Annotated in this window: 15 protein-coding genes; 12 read left to right on the top strand and 3 right to left on the bottom strand. The window is 30.1% G+C overall.

The features are described from left to right. Window positions 1–23: 23 nt before the first annotated feature. Window positions 24–371, bottom strand: coding sequence for a winged helix-turn-helix transcriptional regulator (locus ACNG5D_RS08160; protein ID WP_418183008.1), 348 nt, complete (start codon window positions 369–371; stop codon window positions 24–26). A gap of 253 nt (window positions 372–624) precedes the next feature. On the opposite strand from ACNG5D_RS08160, the gene nfsB reads away from it, so the two are divergent. The 7 genes from nfsB to ACNG5D_RS08125 all read left to right on the top strand — a co-directional run bounded on the left by nfsB (window position 625) and on the right by ACNG5D_RS08125 (window position 7,210). After that, window positions 625–1,284 carry an oxygen-insensitive NAD(P)H nitroreductase gene (gene nfsB, locus ACNG5D_RS08155; protein ID WP_418183007.1) on the top strand — a complete coding sequence of 220 codons (660 nt, stop codon included), beginning with the start codon at window positions 625–627 and terminating at the stop codon, window positions 1,282–1,284. A gap of 17 nt (window positions 1,285–1,301) precedes the next feature. After that, window positions 1,302–2,138, top strand: a complete 837-nt coding sequence (locus ACNG5D_RS08150) for a DUF4437 domain-containing protein (protein ID WP_418183006.1) — start codon at window positions 1,302–1,304, stop codon at window positions 2,136–2,138. Between the two features lie 381 nt (window positions 2,139–2,519). Next, entirely contained in the window at window positions 2,520–2,825 is a 306-nt protein-coding gene (locus ACNG5D_RS08145; RefSeq protein WP_418183005.1) for a hypothetical protein, read from the top strand. A gap of 14 nt (window positions 2,826–2,839) precedes the next feature. Next, the gene (locus tag ACNG5D_RS08140; protein ID WP_418183004.1) at window positions 2,840–3,433 is read left to right on the top strand and encodes an NAD(P)H-dependent oxidoreductase; all 594 of its coding nucleotides are present in this window, start codon (window positions 2,840–2,842) and stop codon (window positions 3,431–3,433) included. Window positions 3,434–3,436: 3 nt separating this feature from the next. Next, window positions 3,437–5,326: a monovalent cation:proton antiporter-2 (CPA2) family protein gene (locus tag ACNG5D_RS08135; protein ID WP_418183003.1), complete on the top strand. Its 1,890-nt coding sequence runs from the start codon at window positions 3,437–3,439 to the stop codon at window positions 5,324–5,326. A gap of 386 nt (window positions 5,327–5,712) precedes the next feature. Further along, window positions 5,713–6,729 carry a serine hydrolase domain-containing protein gene (locus ACNG5D_RS08130; RefSeq protein WP_418183002.1) on the top strand — a complete coding sequence of 339 codons (1,017 nt, stop codon included), beginning with the start codon at window positions 5,713–5,715 and terminating at the stop codon, window positions 6,727–6,729. 7 nt (window positions 6,730–6,736) lie between these two features. Next, on the top strand, window positions 6,737–7,210 hold the full coding sequence (locus ACNG5D_RS08125) for a thioredoxin family protein (protein ID WP_418183001.1): 474 nt from the start codon (window positions 6,737–6,739) through the stop codon (window positions 7,208–7,210). 37 nt (window positions 7,211–7,247) lie between these two features. On the opposite strand, the gene ACNG5D_RS08120 is transcribed toward ACNG5D_RS08125, so the two are convergent. Together ACNG5D_RS08120 and ACNG5D_RS08115 are read right to left on the bottom strand one after the other, a co-directional pair. Further along, window positions 7,248–7,952, bottom strand: coding sequence for a LytR/AlgR family response regulator transcription factor (locus ACNG5D_RS08120; protein ID WP_418183070.1), 705 nt, complete (start codon window positions 7,950–7,952; stop codon window positions 7,248–7,250). Further along, the gene (locus ACNG5D_RS08115) at window positions 7,949–8,740 is read right to left on the bottom strand and encodes a sensor histidine kinase (protein WP_418183000.1); all 792 of its coding nucleotides are present in this window, start codon (window positions 8,738–8,740) and stop codon (window positions 7,949–7,951) included. The genes ACNG5D_RS08120 and ACNG5D_RS08115 overlap by 4 nt, the downstream gene beginning before the upstream one ends. A gap of 211 nt (window positions 8,741–8,951) precedes the next feature. Between ACNG5D_RS08115 and ACNG5D_RS08110 the strand changes: the two genes are divergently transcribed. From ACNG5D_RS08110 to ACNG5D_RS08090, 5 genes are all read left to right on the top strand, one after another. Next, window positions 8,952–9,839 (top strand): ABC transporter ATP-binding protein, encoded by an 888-nt coding sequence (locus ACNG5D_RS08110; protein ID WP_418182999.1) that lies wholly within the window; start codon window positions 8,952–8,954, stop codon window positions 9,837–9,839. 2 nt (window positions 9,840–9,841) lie between these two features. Next, window positions 9,842–13,126 carry an ABC transporter permease/M1 family aminopeptidase gene (locus ACNG5D_RS08105; protein WP_418182998.1) on the top strand — a complete coding sequence of 1,095 codons (3,285 nt, stop codon included), beginning with the start codon at window positions 9,842–9,844 and terminating at the stop codon, window positions 13,124–13,126. Window positions 13,127–13,647: 521 nt separating this feature from the next. After that, window positions 13,648–17,856, top strand: a complete 4,209-nt coding sequence (locus tag ACNG5D_RS08100) for an NACHT domain-containing protein (RefSeq protein ID WP_418182997.1) — start codon at window positions 13,648–13,650, stop codon at window positions 17,854–17,856. Between the two features lie 144 nt (window positions 17,857–18,000). After that, the gene (locus tag ACNG5D_RS08095; RefSeq protein ID WP_418182996.1) at window positions 18,001–20,244 is read left to right on the top strand and encodes a hypothetical protein; all 2,244 of its coding nucleotides are present in this window, start codon (window positions 18,001–18,003) and stop codon (window positions 20,242–20,244) included. After that, window positions 20,222–21,193 carry an HNH endonuclease gene (locus tag ACNG5D_RS08090; RefSeq protein WP_418182995.1) on the top strand — a complete coding sequence of 324 codons (972 nt, stop codon included), beginning with the start codon at window positions 20,222–20,224 and terminating at the stop codon, window positions 21,191–21,193. Before ACNG5D_RS08095 ends, ACNG5D_RS08090 begins: the two co-directional genes overlap by 23 nt. Window positions 21,194–21,334: the final 141 nt, after the last annotated feature.

Genomic DNA, 21,334 nt, shown 5'->3' with positions numbered 1-21,334 from the left:
ATTTAAGTTAATCTTTTATTTTTTTACTTTATTAATGTGCCTTTATTTTTTTCTACAGCAAAAATACCCCAATTGGCAATGGATTGTACAACAGGAATTAAAGTTTTGCCAAAATTGGTTAAAGAATACTCTACTTTTAAAGGAGGTTTGGTTGTGTATACTTTTCTTTTTATTATGCCATCTTCTTCTAAAGTTTTTAATTGTAAACTTAATGTACGCTCAGTAACGGTTGGCATTTCTTTTCGCAACTCGCTATACCTAAGTGTACCACTCATTAAATGATATAAAATAACTGTTTTCCACTTTCCACCTATAACTCCCATAGTTAAGCTTGCACAACAAGGGTATTCTTTATTTTTAAATTTATACATAATTGAAAAAGATAATTATTTTAAACTTATAATTACACAAAGATATAACACTATAGTTTTTTACACAACTATACTTTTTATAGTATTTTTAACATTCTTTCAAATGCCTTGTTATAACTACGTTTTATTCTTTTATATGTAACTTTTTTTATACTATCATTTTTGACCGTTATTGTAAATTTTGAATACACCAATTACATTTGCACTATACTTTTTATAGTATAATTAAAATCAACTTTAAAAGAAATATAAAATGAATTTAAAAGAAACATTAAACTGGAGATACACAACAAAAGAGTTTAACCCAACCAAAAAAATATCTGAAACAAACATGGTAGAGGTAAAAAACTTATTAAGAATGAGTCCTTCAAGCGTAAACCTTCAACCTTGGCACTTTATAATAGCTAATACTACAGAAGGTAAAGCACGTATGGCAAAAGGCACACAAGGTTTTTTTCATTTTAATGAACCAAAAGTAACCAATGCTTCTGCAGTAATACTATTTTGTTCTAAAATTACTGCTGATGACACATATTATAAGCACATTGCAGATACAGAAGATAAAAATGGAAGATTTCCTAATGAAGACATAAAAAAAGGTTTTGAAGGTGCTGTTAAAACATTTGCAGGTATACATAAATACGATTTAAAAGATCTTCAACATTGGATGGAAAAACAGGTTTACTTAAACATAGGAGGCTTTTTGTTAGGCGTAGCTAGTTTAGGGATTGATGCAACACCAATGGAAGGTATAGATGTAAAAGCCTTAGACGAAGAATTTGGTTTAAGAGAGAAAGGCTATACGGCTTTAGTTGCTGTATCTATAGGATACAGAGCAGAATCAGATTTTAATTCTACAGATAAAACACCAAAAGCAAGATTAACTGAAAACGAGATTTTTACAGAAATATAAGTTTTATACTGATAGTTATGAAAAAAAGTATTTTGTTTCTAATTGCAATACTATTTACAGTTTTTATAAATGCTCAAACACCAACAACTGATGCAATAAAAACCAAAAATGAAGTAGTAACTGCAGAGAATATTAAGTGGGGTTGGTTAAATCCGTTACGTGGCAATAAAAGTCCGGCAGCAGGAAAACTTTGGGGAGATAGAACTAAAAACGAACCTGCAGGTTTCTTGGTGAAATTTAAAAAAGGATTTTCTTCGCCACCACATATTCATAACATTACCTACCGCGGAGTGGTTATTAAAGGCTTATTGCATAACGATGATGAAAATGCCGAAAAGCAATGGTTATCAGCAGGTTCTTACTGGCAACAACCAGCAGGTGAAGCTCACATTACAGCAGCAGATGGCGATGATAATTTAGCGTTTTTAGATATTCAAGAAGGTCCATATTTGGTAAAACCAACAACGGAAGTTTTTAATAATGGCGAGAAACCAATTAATGTAGATAAAACGAATCTGGTTTGGCTAAATGCAAACGATATTGAATGGATTTCTAAAAAGAGTAATGTGCAAACTGCTTTTTTATGGGGAAGCCACAAAAAAAATGAATTACGAGCAGTACTTTTAAAATTACCAGCAGGATTTACCGGCAGCATTAAAAATTTAAGTTCTAATTTTAGAGCAGTTATAATTTCTGGAGAGTTAATACATCAGTTTTTTAAAGACAAAGCTGAAAATAAATTAACACCAGGTTCTTACTTTGGTGTTAAAGAAAATGTAGTTTCAAAAATTTCAGCAGAAAAAGAAACAGTAATCTACATAAGAAGTAACGGTAATTTTAATGTAATCATATAATAAATTTAATCATAATTGAATCTTAAATATTGATTAATAGCAAGAAGAAGCCGCAACATTGTGGCTTTTTCTATTATAGATATATATTAACTTTATTAAAAAGCATATTCATGCCAAGAACCATTTTAAAAGACATTGTAATACAATAACACGAAAACCAAACATTTTTTTCGTTTTGCGAATATACCAATATTCGTTTTTTTGAAATTCAATATATTGAAAAGGGTAGTGGTTGTATAAAAACAAATAATAAAACAATAAACTATATACCAAATAGCTTTTTTGTTTTTATACCAGATGATATTTATATTGTTGAAGCTAAAACCACGACGAGTAAGATAGTAAATGCAAAGCTACGCGCAAAGCAAATTAGCGTTAACAATGTGGTCGTTTCATTTTGCTAAACAACATAAAGAAATTATAAGTATAGCAATTAATCTAGGTTCTTTATTAAATACCAAAATGGCTAACGAAGCTTACGGACAACATTGGTCGCCAGCAGAAAAAGGTGTTAATGTTATTCATGATTTAACAATGTCAGAACGTCATATAAACCAATCGGGCACATATTTTGACAATGATAAAGCTATGTATGCAAATGCGCATCCAGATGCTTATGATGATAACACAGTAAAATTATTATTAACTTTAATAAAAACCATTATAAGCGATAAAAATTTTAATTAGCCACCTAAAAACCAATGAAAAAAATACTTGTTCTTTTTGCTCATCCAAAATTTGAAAAGTCTAGAGCTAACCTAGCTTTAATAGAACGTTTAAAAGATAAAGATTACGTTACGTTTCACGATTTATACGAGCATTATCCAAATTTTCATATTAATGTACAACGCGAACAAGAATTGTTGGCAGAACACGATATTATTATTTGGCATCACCCATTGTATTGGTATAGTAGTCCTGCTATTTTAAAGCAATGGAAAGATTTGGTTTTAGAGTTTAATTGGGCTTATGGCCCCAATGGTAAAGTACTTCAAAACAAAACAGTTTTTAATGTTATTACTACAGGTGGTTCTAAAGAGGTTTATTGTTCTGAAGGTTATAACACCTATACCATTAACGAGTTTTTAAGACCTTACGAGCAAACTGCAAAATTATGCGGCATGACCTATTTGCCGCCTTTTGCTGTAATGGGAACACATAATTTGTCTGATAAAGACTTAGTAAATTACGCCAACCAATACGAACAACTTATTAATTTGCTTCAAGGTAGTTTTGATACAATACAATTATCAAATTGTTTTTTTCTTAATGATTTAGAAATTTTAACCGCTTAATATATGTCTGGAAGTTTATTATTTGAAGCGATTGTATTTTTAGCAGGTGCTATTATTTGCGTGTCCTTAGCTAAACGTTTAGGGTTAAGTTCGGTAATTGGCTATTTGTTGGCTGGTGTTATTATTGGGCCTTATGTACTAGGTTTTATAGGAGAAGAAGGTGAAGATATACTACATTTTGCAGAGTTTGGTGTTGTTGTAATGCTATTTTTAATAGGATTAGAAATTGAACCCAAAAACTTCTGGAATATGCGAAAATCTATACTAGGAATGGGAGGTATACAAGTGGTATTAACCGTTGGACTAACGTATATATTATTTGCGATTTTAGGGTACCAATGGCGTGTGTCATTGGTAATAGGTATGGCTGTAGCTTTATCATCTACTGCAATTGCATTGCAAACCATTAAAGAAAAAGGCTTAATGAATACGACCTTTGGTTCAAGCTCATTTTCAATATTATTATTTCAAGATATTATTGTGATTTTTATGATTGGTGCTTTACCGTTATTGAGTAATTCATCAGAAGAAACAGCATCTACTAATTCACATTCTACAGAAACTTTAATAGAAAGTTTGCCAATAGGATTACAAACTTTAGCAATTATACTTTCGGTAGTTTTAATAGTCGTAGCTGGTCGTTTTGTAGTTGTACCAATGCTTCGTAAAGTGGCTAAAACAGGCGTTAGAGAATTGTTAATAGCGGCTGCGTTTTTAATTGTTTTCGGTATTTCGTACCTCATGGAATTTGTTGGTTTAAGTCCTGCTTTAGGTGCTTTTTTAGGCGGCGTTGTATTATCAACTAGCGAATTTAAGCACGAGTTAGAAAGTACGCTAGAACCTTTTAAAAACCTATTACTCGGCCTCTTTTTTATGGCCGTTGGTGCATCCATCAACTTTGTAGTAATTGCTACTAGTCCATTAACAATTGGTAGTATTTTATTAGCCATTATTATAATTAAAGCATTGGTATTGTTTATAACAGGACGTGTTTTTAAATTAAAATTAGACCAAAATATATTACTAACATTTAGTTTAGCTCAAGTTGGTGAGTTTGCTTTTGTATTACTCTCGTTTGCTTTTCAGCTTAATATTTTAGAGCAAGAGCAAATGGATATGATGCTGGTAGTTACTGCGGTATCTATGTCGCTTACACCAATTTTAGCATTGGTAAATGAGCGTTTTATTCTTCCTAAAATAGGTACAAAAGAATCTGTAAAACGTCCAATGGACCATATTGCCAAATCGCAAAAAGTAATTTTAGTAGGTTTCGGGCATTTTGGTAGTACGGTTGGCCGGTTTTTACGTTCTCATGGTGTTGAAGCTACAATTTTAGATTTCGATTCTAATCGAGTAGATTTTCTTCGTAAAATGGGATTTGAAGTATATTATGGTGATGCCACACGCGAAGATTTGTTAGAATCTGCAGGAATTGCCGAAGCTAAATTATTAATTTGCGCCACTAATAAAGTCTCTGTAGCAAAAGCCATTAGTAAAATTGTAAAAGAAAAATATCCGCACGTTGAGATGTTGGTTCGTACTAAAAACCGTTACGATGCTTATGAATTATTAAATATAGATGTTACTAATATTTATCGTGAAACTTTAGACACTTCGTTAGCGTTAGCGAGTGATGCGCTTAATAAATTAGGCTTTAGAAAATATACACTAAACCGCCAAGTGCAAAATTTTATTAAATATGATGAAGCTAGTTTGCGAAGATTGGCAACTGCACCTAAGCGAGATGATAACTACATTTTTAAAGCCAGAAAAGAACTCGAACAGCAAGAAAAGTTACTAGAAAACGATTTTAAAAGAGGTATTGTCTCTTACGATAATCATTGGGATAGTGAACATATTAGACAGCAACTAGAAAAATCTAATGAAGCGTAAAATAATCATGTAAAGGAAAAAATGCCTTCAAAAATGCCTAATAATTAATAGGCTACATTTTATTGTTTGCAACAGTATACCTTAAAAAGCAATTCCATACTTTACCAAAAAACGAAAACAACTGCATTATGTTTTTTGGTGAAAAATAATTAAAAGAGTAAAAAATCTTTCTTCATTACATAAAATAATATTGTTTTAAAATTCAAAGTACGATTTAGTATCAAGATTTTAAGGCTATTGAAAATACTATTTTACAAGTTAAAAATTAAAGCAAACAGTTCGGTATAGATATTTTACACTTCAGTAAATCCTTTTTTTCCTGTTTGAAAAGTATATAGACATTTGCAACAATAATTAAAAACAAGATGAAAACAACCAAAAAAAAAATGTTTCGAATTATACTTATTGTAGCTTCCATAGCATCACTTTACTTTGTGCCTTGGGATATTTTAAAAGTTAAATTATCGCCTCAATCAAATACTGTTCAAGAGGAGATTAATAAAGTTTCACTATATGGGTTTGATGGCGCTATTTTATATATAAACCAAAAAGGAAATACAAAACAATATGCTTCCGGTTGGAAAAATCGTGAGAATCAAATTCCTGCAGATCCTAATTCGCTATTTAAAATCGCGAGTATTTCTAAATTATATATTGCGGCAACAGTAGCTAAATTAGTAGCGGCAGATAGTTTATCGCTAAACAAAACCTTAAAAGACTATTTGCCAGAAAGAGCGTCTAGAATAGAAAATGCAGATGAAATTACACTTGAATTATTGGTAAAACATAAAAGCGGAATTCCCGATTATACCAGACATCCCGACTATCCTTGGAATACGCCATTTAAAACAAATAACGAAACCTACAGTTTGGTTTACGATATGCCTGCAGATTTTAAACCTAATAAAAAATACAAATATTCTAACACCAATTATTTACTCATTGGAGAGATTTTAGATAACACCTTAGGTTATAGTCATCATAAATACATAAGAAAAGTGATTGTTGAAAAATTAGGTTTAAAGAATACCTATAGTTTGTTGAGTGAAGTAGATTTAGAAGATGTAATGAGCGGCTATTTTGTGGGTTACGAAAAAGATGTTAAATACAACGACTATATTAATCCAGGAGGTTCTATGGTGGCAACCATTAGCGATGTAGGTGTGTTTTTAAGAGCTTTAAACGATGGCTCTCTTTTAACTGAAAAAGAACAAGAAATCTATACATCAATATATACGTTTGAGCATACAGGTTTATTACCAGGATATCAAAGTATAGCTCGTTATCATAAAGAATTAGATGCTGTAATTGTTTTATTTATAAGCACAAGTGGCGCTAATTCTTGGACTAAAATGGAAACCTTATATAAAAAAATTACAAAAATTATAAAAAAGAATAACTAAACATAACATGTCGAAAACAAATCACTCTACACAAAAGGAATCAAAAAAGAGGTCACATCCATTTTGGAGATGGTTTTGGTTAACTTTTTTAGTGCTTTCACTTTCTTATGCTTGGTATTCGTTTTATGTGCCATCTAACGATATTGCTTGGGCTAGTGATTTTACGTCTGCTAAAAATATGTCGAAAGAATCTAACAAAAACATACTTATCTTTTTTACAGGAAAATGGTGTGCTCCATGTCGCATTATGAAACGTGAAGTGTTTGCAGATGAGGAAGTTATGGAAATCATTAATTCTGAAGTAGTCTCAGTAATAATTGATATCGATGATCCTAGTTCTTCAGAGCTCGTAAAACAGTATAAAATTAATATAACACCAACAACAATCATTATAGATCCTCAAGGAAAAATGCTTGAGTATATTACTGGTAAAATAGAGAAAGATGAATTTCTTAAAATGCTTGATAAGCATAAGAAGTAAAAAATAATACCTGACTTTATTGCTATATATCATTAATTTATAGAATTTTATTCAAATTGTGCTTATACAATTTCCCAATCGGAATAGTATAATCCTCAATATAAATCCTATTGCCATCAATTTTTTTAATGTATTTTGTGGCTACCGCAAACGATTTGTGTACTTGTATAAAATCTTTTGTTGGGAGTGATTCTAATATATCCGATATTTTTTCTCGTATGGTAATTGTTTCATTTTTACAAACTACTTTGGTATAGTTGCCAGCAGCTTCTATGAATAAAATAGCATCAACTTCTACTTGTATATGAGATTTATTCTGACGGAAAAACATACGCTTTTCTGAAGTATCATGTTCTTTTGAAATTGAAGCATTCGTAGTCGTATTTGACGAATTAGAATCTGTAGCTTTATTCACAGCCTTTAAAAAACGCTCTAAACTAAAGGGTTTCAATAAATAATCCACCACATTCAATTCATAACCTTCTAAAGCAAACTCACTATAGGCGGTAGTTACAATAACTTTTGGTGGCGATGATAAAGTTTTTAAAAAATCAAAGCCTTTAAGTTTTGGCATATTGATGTCTAAAAAAATTAAATCTACTTGATGCGTGTTTAAATATTCAAGCGCTTCTAAAGCATTATAACAGTTTTTTTGAAGCTGCATATGAGGCAACATGTCGCAATATTCCATTATAATTTTGTGGGCTATATGTTCATCATCTATAATTAAATACCGCATTATTTTAATTTTAAAGTAAGTGTAACACTATAAATGTTTTTATTAATATTAAAAGAAAGCGAATGTTGCTTTGGATATACCAATTCTAAACGTCGTTTTAAGTTTTTTAAACCAATTCCAATTTCACTTGATGATTGTTGTGATTCAAAATTATTTTCAATTGTAAATGTCACGTTATTGTTGCTTTCGGTTAAATAAATATGAATATACGCGTTTTTATCCAAGTTTTCTAAACCATGTTTAAACGCATTTTCCACTAAAATGATGAATAAGAGTGGCATGATTTTGCCTTGCGGATTTTCAACCTGATGCTTAAATTGTACATCAGACTTTTTGTGGTATCGAATTTCTTGAAGCTCAATATAGTTGTTTAGGTATGTAATTTCATCTTCTAAACTCACCCAATCTTTTTCGCCTTCATATATACTATAGCGCATCATATCAGACAATTTAAGCACCATCTTTCTTTCTTTTGAATCCTTTTCCATTAATCCATATAAATTATTTAGTGTATTAAAGAAGAAATGTGGATTCACTTGACTTTTTAAATGCAACAATTCTGTTTTAGCCTTTTCATTCTTTAATCGGATAATGGATTTGATTTGCTTAAAAATCCAGTAAGCAATAGTGACAAATATTAAGATAAAGTACAAGGCCAGAAATTCTACAAAGCCTTCAATTTTGCCAAGAGCATCATTAAAAATGATGAGGATTGCACCAATAATTACTAGCGCAATTTTATAAAATCGCGTTATAATTTTCTTTCTATTATCTGATATTTTCAAATTCATAAGCCAATATTACTTAAATAAATAACCGTGTACAAATTAGTTGATAAACAATAGCTGTGCGGGTTTGAAAGATGGTTTAACTGGGATAAAGGACGTTTATGCGCTTCAAAAGTGTTTGTGTCACAGGTAAGCGTACATGTATCCCATTTTATTTTACGCAACGGCCATACCATATAAGTTTGCATCAATAATCAATTAAAAAACGAACCCTATGGAACTCATTATTGACAATCTATCAAAAACCTATGCTAATGGCGTTAAGGCGCTTCAAAATATTTCTTTAGAAATTCCTAAAGGAATGTTTGGCTTGTTGGGACCAAATGGCGCAGGTAAATCTACTTTAATGAGAACCATTGCGACTTTACAGGATGCGGATCAAGGCACCATAACACTTGGAAACATAGATGTGTTAACACAGAAAAATGAGTTACGACAGGTTTTAGGTTACTTACCACAACAATTTGGATTGTATCCCAAAATTTCTGCCGAAGTATTACTTAATCATTTTGCCGTATTAAAAGGCATTGCTAACAAAAATGAACGTAAAGAACTCGTAAAAGCGCTTTTACATAAAACCAATTTGTATGAGGTGCGACATCAAAATCTTAAAGGGTTTTCTGGTGGTATGAAACAGCGTTTTGGCATTGCACAGGCCTTATTAAACAATCCTAAATTATTGATTGTAGATGAACCAACTGCAGGATTAGATCCTGTCGAACGTAACCGATTTTACAATGTATTAAGTGAATTAGGTGAGCATACTGTTGTGATATTATCAACTCATATTGTGGACGATGTTAAAGAGCTTTGTACAAACATGGCCATTATTAATCAAGGGCAAGTTTGCTTGCAAGGGAATCCGTTACAAATACTAGAAAACTTAAAAGGGAAGGTTTATAAGAAAACCATTGAAAAACCCGAATTGAATGCATACAAGCAAAACTATCAGGTGATTAGTGAAAAATTATTTCTCGGAAAACCAACCATTCATATTTTAAGTGAGTCTAACCCAGGGAATGGGTTTTCGCAGATTAATGCCGAATTGGAAGATGTGTATTTCTCGGAAATATTCAATACAACTAACGCCAAATCTAACTAGTTATGTGGTATAATATTTTTAAGTTCGAGTTGCAGTATCGTATTAAACGACCAGATACTTACGTGTTTTTCCTATTTCTACTACTATTTTCAATAGTTGGCGTCGATTTTATTTTTCAAGGTTCTGAAATGGGACTCATGAAAAAGAATTCACCTATAGTCATCGCAAAAACTATGGGCGCCATTACAGGACTCTTTATGATTTTGGCCTCTATGATTATGGGAGTTTCGGTATTACGCGATTTTGAATACAACATAGAATCCTTAATGTATTCAACACCAATCCGCAAAAAAGATTATTTATTAGGGCGCTTTTTAGGTTCTTTTGCGGTGCTACTATTTGCATTTTCTGGTATTTTATTCGGGATGATACTTGGAGAGTTCATGCCTTGGCAAAATTCAGAAGACTTTTTAGACTTCAACGCAATGATTTATATCAAGACCTTTTTAATGGTAGCCTTACCAACTATCTTTTTTGGTGCTGCACTATTTTTTGTTTCTGGAGCTTTAAGCCGAAATTTAGTGGTTGTTTACACACAAGGAATTTTTGTGTTTGTCGTTTTTATGTTAACCAAAGCCATTACTAACGATTTTTGGCAAGCCATTTTAGATCCGTTTTCGTTAACTACCACAACTTTCGCTACAGCATCTTGGTCGGTTGTAGAGAAGAGTACACAAAGTATTCCTTTTGCAGGTGCGCTTTTGTATAACAAATTATTTTGGGTACTTCTAGGAATACTAGCACTTACTTACGGCTATAGAAAATTCAATTTTAATGTCGTTAATGAAAAGCGAAATAAAAAAAAGAAAGCATTAGCCGTTAAAACCACCAATAAAGTTAGTCATGTTGTTATCCCAACTGCCGAAAAACACTATGGATTATCAGCTAAATGGACGCAATTAAAACAGTTTTCGTGGTTTTATTTTGTAAGCATTTGCAAGCAATCATCATTTTGGGGTATTGTTATTTGTGGTATGATTATCATTCTTATCAACTCGGTAAATCTAGGTACTGTCTATGGCGTAGATAGTTATCCAGCGACCTATTTTATTGTTGAAGAACTTCAAGAAACATCCATTTATTTTTTCATCATCATTTTGGTCTTTTATTCTGGCGAATTGGTTTGGAAAGAAAGAGGCGCTAAACTCAACCTAATTTACGATGCTACACCAATGTCTAGCTTTATAAAACTTCTGGGAAAGTATATTGGGTTGAACTTAATTTATGTGGTTTTAATACTTGCTTTAATTCTTTCCGGAGTTATATTCCAAACCTTAAGCGGCTATTATAACTACGAGCCTAAAGTCTATTTTTACGGCTTTTTTCTTGAGATTTTTCCGTTTTTAGCCTTGTACACCTGTGTAGCATTTTTTATTCAGTCGGTGGTGAATAATAAGTTTGTAGGCATTATGCTGGTAATTGTATGTTTTATTGCCAATATCGCCTTTGGTATGTTTGGCTTTAATCACGTGTTATACTTTTTTGGAGGGAATTCTCTAGGTGCTTATTCCGATATGAATGGTTACGGTCATCAATTAAAACCCTATCTAATTATTAAATCCTATTGGTTTCTTTTCGGATTATTATTACTGATTATGGGGTCTTTGGTATATGTTAGAGGTACTGAAACTAATTTGCTAAAGCGAATAAAAGCCAGCAAGTATAGATTAAGTAAGCCACTTTTAAAATTTGCGAGTATGGTACTTATCTTGTTTGTTGCAGTTGGAAGTTTTATCTTTTATAACACGAATATTTTAAATACCTATTGGACAAACTCAGAAGCCACAGCTTTTAGAATTGCCTATGAAAAGGAACTCAAACAATTTGAATATATGCCACAGCCAAAATTGGTAGATGTTAATTTGCAACTAGAATTATATCCTGAAACCCGAGATTATACTGTAGAAGGCTATTATATATTGAAAAATACGACTGCTGAAAGTATTAAATCTATTCACATTCAGAAGCTCATTGAGGAGAATGTAACCTTGGATAGTATTGCTTTTGAAGGCGGATTCACAACCGATAATCTATATGAAAGGTTTGAATATTCCGTTTTCAATTTGAATGAGGCATTAAAACCAGATGAGACTGTAAAAATGTACTTTAAGCAAAGCTTTACTTCTAATGGATTTGAATCTGGAAACGGAAATGTAAACATCAACAACAATGGCACATTTTTTAATAATACCGATTTACCAACCATAGGTTATAACAAAAAATACGAACTTAATGATGCTGACGAACGTAAAGAATATGGTTTACCTGTTCGTTCAAATAGAGCTGACAGAAATGATAAAAACGAACTCGTAAATGCACGCTCTGGAAGTGATTCGGATGGTATTAATTTTGAAATGATTATTGGCACATCTATAGACCAAACAGCCATTGTTCCTGGAGATGTATTAAAGCAATGGACAACAAATAATCGTAATTATTTTCATTATAAAATGGATATTCCTATGATTAACTTTTATTCCATAGTTTCCGCAACTTACGACATAAAAAAGGACACTTGGATTGCTAACCAAGACACCATTTCAAAACCTGTTGACCTTGAGATTTATTATCATAAATCACACACTTATAATATTGATAGAATGATGGCATCAATGAAAGCTTCTTTGAGTTATTATAGCAAACATTTCAGTCCGTATCAGTATCAGCATTTGCGCATCATGGAGTTTCCGCGATTTTCAAAATTTGCACAATCGTTTCCGGGCACCATTCCGTTTTCAGAATCTATTGGCTTTGTGTTAGATATAGATGATGAAAAAGATGTAGATATGGCATTTTTTGTAACTGCCCACGAAATTGCACACCAATGGTTTGGTATGCAAGTAGAAGCAGCTAATGTAAAAGGACAATATTTTGTTTTAGAGACCTTGTCGCAATACGCTGCAATGATGGTGTTAAAACAAGCATATTCCGAAGAAAAATTGTTTCAGTTTTTAGAAGTTCAAAACGAAGATTATAAAAACGGACAAAATAGAGAATCTGCTAACGAACCATCGCTTGCTTTGGTTGAAAACCAAGACTACATATATTATGCTAAAGGCGCAATCAACATGTATAAGCTTCAAAAAACAATAGGAGAGGAGCAAGTAAATAAAGCCTTAAAACGCTTTCTTGAAGATTGGAATACAACCAATGGTAAACTAAAAACAAAAACTGATAGATATGCCACATCGCAAGATCTATTGGGGTATTTTAGAGAAGTTACACCAGATAATTTGCAGTATTTAATAACTGAACTGTTTGAAAAAGTTGAGCCACTAGAGTTGTAATACATTAACTCTGTTTATAATTGCATATTTATATTATATAGTGTTTTCTGAAAATTTTTTACAACGAGAATTTTAATTACAGAAGAATTACAAATACGAAGCTAAAAGCGTTTGCTTTTTTTGGCGTAGGCAAGTGATGGATAATTATTCGCCAGATTTCTAATATAGCTACATAGTAACACACATCAAATCTATAACTAAAAGCTGTTTTAATATTGAATCATCCACAGGATAGTCCAATATTAAAAGTGTACTATAATGTTCTGCGTTATGTAACTTTGCTTTGGCAAAAGCGAAAGTTTAATACATTATTCTCTTTATTTTTTTCTTTACAAATGTTTCTCTGCGATGTTAATGGAACACTCTTTTTACGAAGCGACGATAGGAGTGTAGTGGAATGTGTGTGGAATGAAATATATGTTCATAATATTATGATTTTTATTACAATTTAGATTTTAATTGTCAAGATTTAAGTAATATATTTATTTTTCGTTTAATCAAAATTGATTTCGGTAAATAATATGGGAAGGAAAGCTATAACTGATGCAGTAAAGAAGAAGCTTTTTGCCTTATCTGGTAATCAATGTTGTTTTCCTAATTGTACAGAACGAGTTTATAATTTGGAAGAAGATGTTTTACTTGGGGAAATGTGTCATATAAATGCGGTTAATCCAAATGGAGCAAGGTATGACTCTGAACTTCCAATTGATGAAATCAATTCTTTTGATAATCTTTTACTTCTTTGCCCTAATCATCATGCATTTATTGATAAAAATGCTGAAAAATATGATTCATCTGCTCTTCGTGAAATGAAAGCTAATCATGAAAACAAATTCTACAATAAAGCGAGTGAATTTGACGAGTTATTTGAAGAAACGGCTCATGGCATTGATTCAGACCGAATAGAAGAACTTAAAGCCATAGATGCTTCATTAAAAATAGAGGTACATGAAGCATTGCCAGAAAAAAAAATCTATACTGAAACCAAGGATTATATAACTAGGTATGTGACAACAGTAAGAGGAGAAGGAGAGTTCAGTCTTGAATCTAAAACTCTTTTGGATGTTATAGATGATAAAAAAAGGATTACAGTTTTAGGAGTTGCAGGTTCAGGAAAAAGTATTGAACTGGCAAATGTAGCCTTTGAACACTCTCATGGAAATAGTGATTTTTATCCAATAAAAATTAGACTTAATACTCTGACCAATCAAAATATTGAAGAACTTTTAGAACTTGAATATCCAGAATTCAAAAAAATTCCTCATAAAAAGTTATTAATATTATTGGATGCCTTAGACGAAGTACATGTTGACTATCTAGATATTGCGGTTAATAATATAACTATTTTGAGTAAAAAGTATAATGATGCCAAAATAGTAGTTTCATGTAGAAACAACTTTTATATTGCTGAAACTGATAAAAGAAGAGCAAAACTTGAAGGCTTTTCAACATACTTAATTAAGCCATTAGACTATTTTTCAGTCCATTCTTATTTAAAAGGTAAGATTGATATTGAACCTGAAAGATTTATTGAAGACTTACGTAAAAAAAAGTTTTATGACTTATTATATTCTCCTTTTTACTTAGTTAATTTAGTTGACTATTATAATTCTAATAAGAAAATCCCAGAATCAAAGAAAACGGTATTTGATTTTTTAATAAAGCAAAGGATAGAAACAGATTATGATAAATATGAGAATTCTGGTGTAAGTATTCTAGATTATTCAATAAAAATAGAACCATTTATTGAGCAATTGGCTGTTATTGCTGAAAGTATGGGCAAGAATTATTTAGATGAGAGAACAGAAGTATTTCCATTGCTATCTGATGAGCATCTTTTAAAAATTATAAAAAGAACATTTTTATTTAATAAGACGCCAAAACTAACTCAATGGGAATTTGAGCATAATAATTTTCAAGAATATTTAGCAGCAAAGTTTCTATCTAGACTTAGAATTGATCAAATTCAAGAATTCGTATCATTTGAACCTGAATTTAAAAAAATAAAACCCTCTTGGTTAAATACTTTATCATTTCTATTTAGTATTGTAGAACCCAAAAGTGAAAAACTAGATGATTTAGTTGTTTGGATTAAGACTATAGAACCTGATATTTTAATAAGATTTGAAAAAGATAAAATTGATTTAAAAATAAGAGAGAAACTATTTAAAGATATTTATGAGGAGTATGAATCTAAAGAAATAATAATCCGTAACGAAAAATTTGAATCTGAAGATTTGGCTTTGTTTGTTTCAGATAGCTTTACTATTATTGAATATTTAATAGCAAAAATTGATGGAACAAGTAATATGCTTATTATATCTGAGGCTTTACGAATGCTTCCATCTTTTATGAACATTGATAATTATAAAAGCAAAATAAGAGATGTTTTATTATCAAAAATTTCTGAAGTAGAGTTGTCAGGTAAAATTAAGTATCATTGCTTATATGCGTTGTCTGAGCTCAAAATATTTGACTCAGAATTAACTCAAGAAATCGCAAAATTTAATTCTTTAGAATCTGGACAATACATTCGAGCTGGATTTTATAAATATCTAGAAAATTCTAATCAAATTGATGAACATATTGAAGTTTTATTGAAAGGAATAGATCTTATACAAAAACCAATTGTTAGAATTAATAATCGTTCCGAAAATACTGAAACAAGACTTTCGGATGAAAAATATAATCTTGAATTATTGCTTACTAAAATAGATTCTCCTAAGGGTGTATTGAGACTCCTAGAATGGTCAGCATCTCATGACAAAAACTCTTACATTGAAGATATTTATTTTGAACAAATCAAATCGACATTAAAGAAAGCTACAAAAGTTTATTTAGATGGTTATGAAGAAGTCTATGACGGTGTCTTAAATCTTTTGGAAGTCTTTTCGAGACGATATTATCGTGAGTTAGGAAATGATTTTAAGCAGTTTTTTATAGAAACAAATACAGAGTTTAAAGCATTTATAAAGTTATATAAAGATTACCAAATAAAATTAAATGGAACAGATTCTCATTTTGACTATGGATTAACACTTGTATGCAATGAAGATGGTGTAAAATTCCTAATAAATGAAATTAAGGATGGGAAGCTTGTTGACCCTGAAACATGGCGTATTCGTAATTTCCTTGCTTTTGATGGTAGAAGTGAAATACATGATTTATACCATAATGAATTAGTCAAAATTGATAAAGAAAAATATAGTTATAATAAGATAGACCATGAGGCTTTAAAAAAATCAAGACTAAAAAGAGATATAGAATTGCTTTTTGACAAAGATGCGTTTTTAAATGAAGCAAAACTAGTGTTTGAAGAAGATGCAAAAGATAAATCAAAAATTACTTCGAAAGAATTATATAATTGGAAGAAAAAAAGATTCAATGATGAAGAAATGTCAAATCAGATTGTTGTTGATACTCTTAGAGATAAAGCTAGAGGAAAAGAGTATGTTGAATTTACAGAAATTGAAGAACTAGTTGAAAGTGAAGATAGATGGAAATGGTTTACTCTACATAATCTTGTCAAATTTGATAAGAATAATTCTGATTTTGAATATAATGAAAAGGAGACAACTTATATTAAAGCTTGGGTAAATAAGGAAATTTTGACGGCAAATTTTAAAACAGCCATAAAATTTTCTGTTAATGGTTATGATTACAGATATACTGAACTCTTTATATCTTATTTTTCACAAAGACTGAATATTGAATTATCCGAGAGAAATTATTTAGATTTTCTTTATGTAGATTGTTATTTTCTTCCTGTTAAGAATATAGTTAAACAAGATGAAAATGACTCTAAAATTCCAAAAACTAGAAATTTTTTAATAGAAAAATTAGGTCTAGATAAAGTTGCTAAACAAATTCTTCAAAACTTAGAAAAAGATGAAATCACACCAATAGTAAAGCAAAACCACTTTAAATATTGTCAAGAGCTAAATTTAAAAAAAGCAACTCCTTTAATATTTAAAGAAATACAAGACTCTAATAAGGATAAATTTGAGGTCAATCAACTTATTACTCAATATCTCGAACTTGGTGGTAGCAATACTGACATTCTCGATATTATAAATGATTTTTCAATTGATGTTCAACTTCATGCAACTAATCTTCTTGCTGAAAAGAAATTTGTTCCAGTAATAGCATATCTTAAAGCTAAGATAGATGTTGAAGAAAACGAAGAAACTTGTTTACGTTATATACAAAGAATTTCGATGATAAAGGAAGAAGAAGCCTTTACTTTATTGAAAAAATGGGTGCTCAAAAACAAACAATTGCCAGATAGAATTTTCGGTTTAAAAGGTTTAAAAGGAGCAAAACTGAATGACTTAATTGAAATATTTGAAGATTCATTAATTAATAAATATGGAACTGATGTTTGGACTAGTAGAAATGATTACTTGGTAGCATTAGTAGAATTAGGAAGTAAAAATGAAGATGATTATTTTTTGGTGAAATCAAAACTAAATGATTGGCTTAATAAATATAGTGAAATGAAGTTCCTACATTATCAATTACAAAAATTAGAACAATTGTATTATTCAAATAAAATGCAATCTATAACGTTTGATGAGGCTAAAGAATTATTTAATAGAAAAGGTATTTTTCCCAAAATAAAAAAATCAAAGTTTAAAGTCTTTTGGGAGTCTAATAAAACATCTATAGATATAATTTTAGCAATCCTCACACTCTTAGGCCTAATAATAGGATTTCTATCTTTGATGTGATTTAGTAACTCATTCGATCTCTTAAAATTTTGGCTAAATCAATATGTGAGTTGAGCGTAATATGTTGTTGTAAGAAATGACGGTGACGTATATGGAATTAGAACCAGAGAATAACTAAAATTAATATAATAACTAAATAGTCAAATGAATCAATTTAAACTTCTCAGTATTATTCCATTAAATGGATGTGATGAAAAATTCAGAAAGAATCTAGTTATTGGAGAAGCTTATAAGTTTAAAAACAATTTCACAATAGAATTAGATGCTGATAAAAGTAAAATTATAAAGGTTTTAAAGGAAGATAAAAAAAACATAGATAACTTATACGATTTAGAAAATGGAATTACAGTAGAAATTTCAGCTTTAGTTGGTTTAAATGGTTCGGGTAAAAGTGCTATAATCGAACTTTTATATTATTTGATTTATACAATGAGTATATACAATAGTGAAAAACCACTTTTGAAAGAACATTCAAAACATATAAATCAGCAGATTAAAAGAGTTCAAAAAGATGCTCAAAAGTTATATGACTCAGAACGAAAAATCAGACCTATTGAGCTGTTTAAGATTCTAAACGACCATGAACTTAGTTTAAACAAAAAGGAGTTAACAGGTATAACAAACGGTCAAACTTTATTAAAAAACATTATTAAAAATCGCTTAGAACACTTACTTGGTCAAGAACAAGATGACATAAAAAGTGAACGTGCTATTAAAAATAAGCTCGCAGTAGCTATGGTTTATGAAACATCTGAAGGGATTTATTCAATAAGTTTTTCTAACAAAGAATTTAACTGTTATAAATATAATCCTAATGGAGAAATAGAAAAGATAGAGAACTTCTTTTTTGACCCTTTTTTCTATTCTATTTGTCTCAATTATTCGCATCATTCATTGAATTCAGATGTTATGGGTAATTGGATAAATAGTTTATTTCATAAAAATGATGGTTATGCTACGCCTGTCGTTATTAACCCAATGAGGGACAATGGGAATTTTAATATTAATAGAGAATTACATCTTTCTAATGAAAGAGTAATGTCAAATTTATCATTTGAAGCAGCAAAAAAATCAGAAATAAGTTTGCTCGATAAATACCATTTACAGAAATTTTTATTCTTCGCTAAAAAGGATTTTGAATTGATAACCTGTAATGGTTTTGATGATGAAAATAGAGATTTAAAACAACCACTAACAAAATCTTACTCAAAAGAGGATTTTGATAAACTAAAATCAGTAGTCTTTGTTAGGTCTAAACTAGGTTCTGATTATCTGACTAGATTTACAAATTATCAGGATTTTGCTCTTGGCTATATAGAAAAGAAAATAGAAAAAATAAAGAATAATTATTCCGATTTATTTCTTGACAAAAAGTCAAATCATAATCACAATAAGTTTATGGCTTTTTTAAGAAACGATATGAGCCATATAACAAAAAAACTTAGACAGACTTTAAATTTTATAAAATACACAAACAATCCTTGGTCAATCTGGAATAAAAAGAATCACTATTCCTACGCAGAGTTTGATATATCAAAATTTAGGACTTGGTTATCAGAATGTGATCCAAACTATGAGAATATGAGTGCTTCCGCATTAATGGAATTTGCATTGCCTGGTTTTTTTAATATTGATTTCGACTTGTCTGTAAAAAATGATTCAAACGTTAAGCCCATCAGATTAAGTGAATTGAGTTCCGGTGAGCAACAGATGATATTTAACATTAATACAATTACTTACCATTTATATAATTTACAATCGGTTCATTCTCATAAAATTGATAAAACTAAGAATAAAGAAAAGGATGAAAACAAAGTTATAAGGTTGCCATATAAAAACATTTCTATTATTCTTGATGAAATCGAAATCTACTACCATCCAGATATGCAAAGAGAGTTGACTTCAAATATTTTAAGTGCTCTTGAAAACATAAAAGAAAAAGGAGAAGTTGGTATTGAATCAATTCATATTATTTATCTAACCCATTCCCCTTTTATATTATCAGATATTCCATCTTCAAATATCTTAAGATTAAATGATGGAAAGGTTGAAACGTTAGATCAACAAACATTTGGAGCAAATATACATGATTTACTAGCTAACGATTTTTTCTTAAAAGAAGGATTTATGGGAGAGTTTGCGAAAGAAAAAATAAAAGAAATAATTGAAATAATGAATAATGTTCAGCAAAAAAAATACAAACTGGACGAATCGGCTAACCTTAAACAAAAATGCAAAGATATTATTGATATTGTTGGTGAGCCAATTTTATACATGAGCTTGATGGATTTATATGCTGAAACATTTAAAGAGTCAAAAAATGAATTCATTGATGATCAAATAGAAAAATTAAAACAGTTAAAAAATGATAGCAATTCATCAAAATAAAGTTTTAGCAGTACAAGCTCTTTTCTCAGAGGATATAGCAAATCAAAGAATAAAAGCTATTGATAAATTAAATGCTTTAAATGCTAAAACGGTCGATATTAATGATAAGGCTTATTTAGAAAGTGTTATTTTATTATTTGAAGATAATATAGATATTTTACTTTGGAGTTCAGACAAAATAAACAGTAATAAAGGTATTATTACTAATGTACCTCTTATTACTAGAACATATAAAAATGGCACAACAAAACAAGTAAAGAGCCCAATAAAGAACTCTATATTAATAGCCTTAGGTTATAAAGACCTTAGAAGTTCCTTTTATCCAAAATACTTTAAAGAAATAGGCATAAAATCTTGTGTTTATTGTAATTCACAATTGTCGATTACTGCTGTAAAATCCAAAGGTGGCTACTCCGCTAAATTTGATGTAGACCATTACCATTCAAAAGACGATTACCCTTTTTTAAGCATTAGTTTATTTAACTTGTATCCAGCATGTTCCTCATGCAATAGGGCTAAAAGTAATAATAAAATTGAATTTGAATTATATACTAAAAATGCAAGTAAGACAGTAAAATCAAATTATAGGTTTGAATTAAGTCCTTATTCAAAATCAAAATACCTTACAACAAAAAACGCAGAGGATATTGTTTTTACTTTTAGTGAGCCAATTTATAATTTAGTTGGAGCAAAAAAATTCAATGAAATCTTCCATATTGAAGGTATATATGAAACCCAAAATGATTTAATTGAAGAATTAATCATTAAAAGTCAGATATATAATAAGTCATATTTAAAAACATTAAAGTTGAATTTCAATAAACTCTCTTTACATCCGGAGTTGTTTAAAAGAACATTAGTTGGTAATTACACAGAAGACAAAGACATACATAAAAGACCTATGAGTAAGATAGTAATGGATGTAGCTAAAAATTTAGATTTAATATAAATTGAAACTCAGTACGACCTCAGAAAATTTTGGTTAAACAATAGGTGAGTGGAGCGTACATATTTTAGGGGTCTAGTAATACAGTTTCTTAAGAGTTATAAGTATAAATGGGATTTCAAAGCAATCTTAATTAGTTACAAT

Source organism: Algibacter ulvanivorans (assembly GCF_048381495.1).
Taxonomy (GTDB): domain Bacteria; phylum Bacteroidota; class Bacteroidia; order Flavobacteriales; family Flavobacteriaceae; genus Algibacter_B; species Algibacter_B ulvanivorans.
The sequence above is the reverse complement of the archived record's forward strand: the minus strand, read 5'-3'. Positions and strand labels throughout refer to the sequence as shown.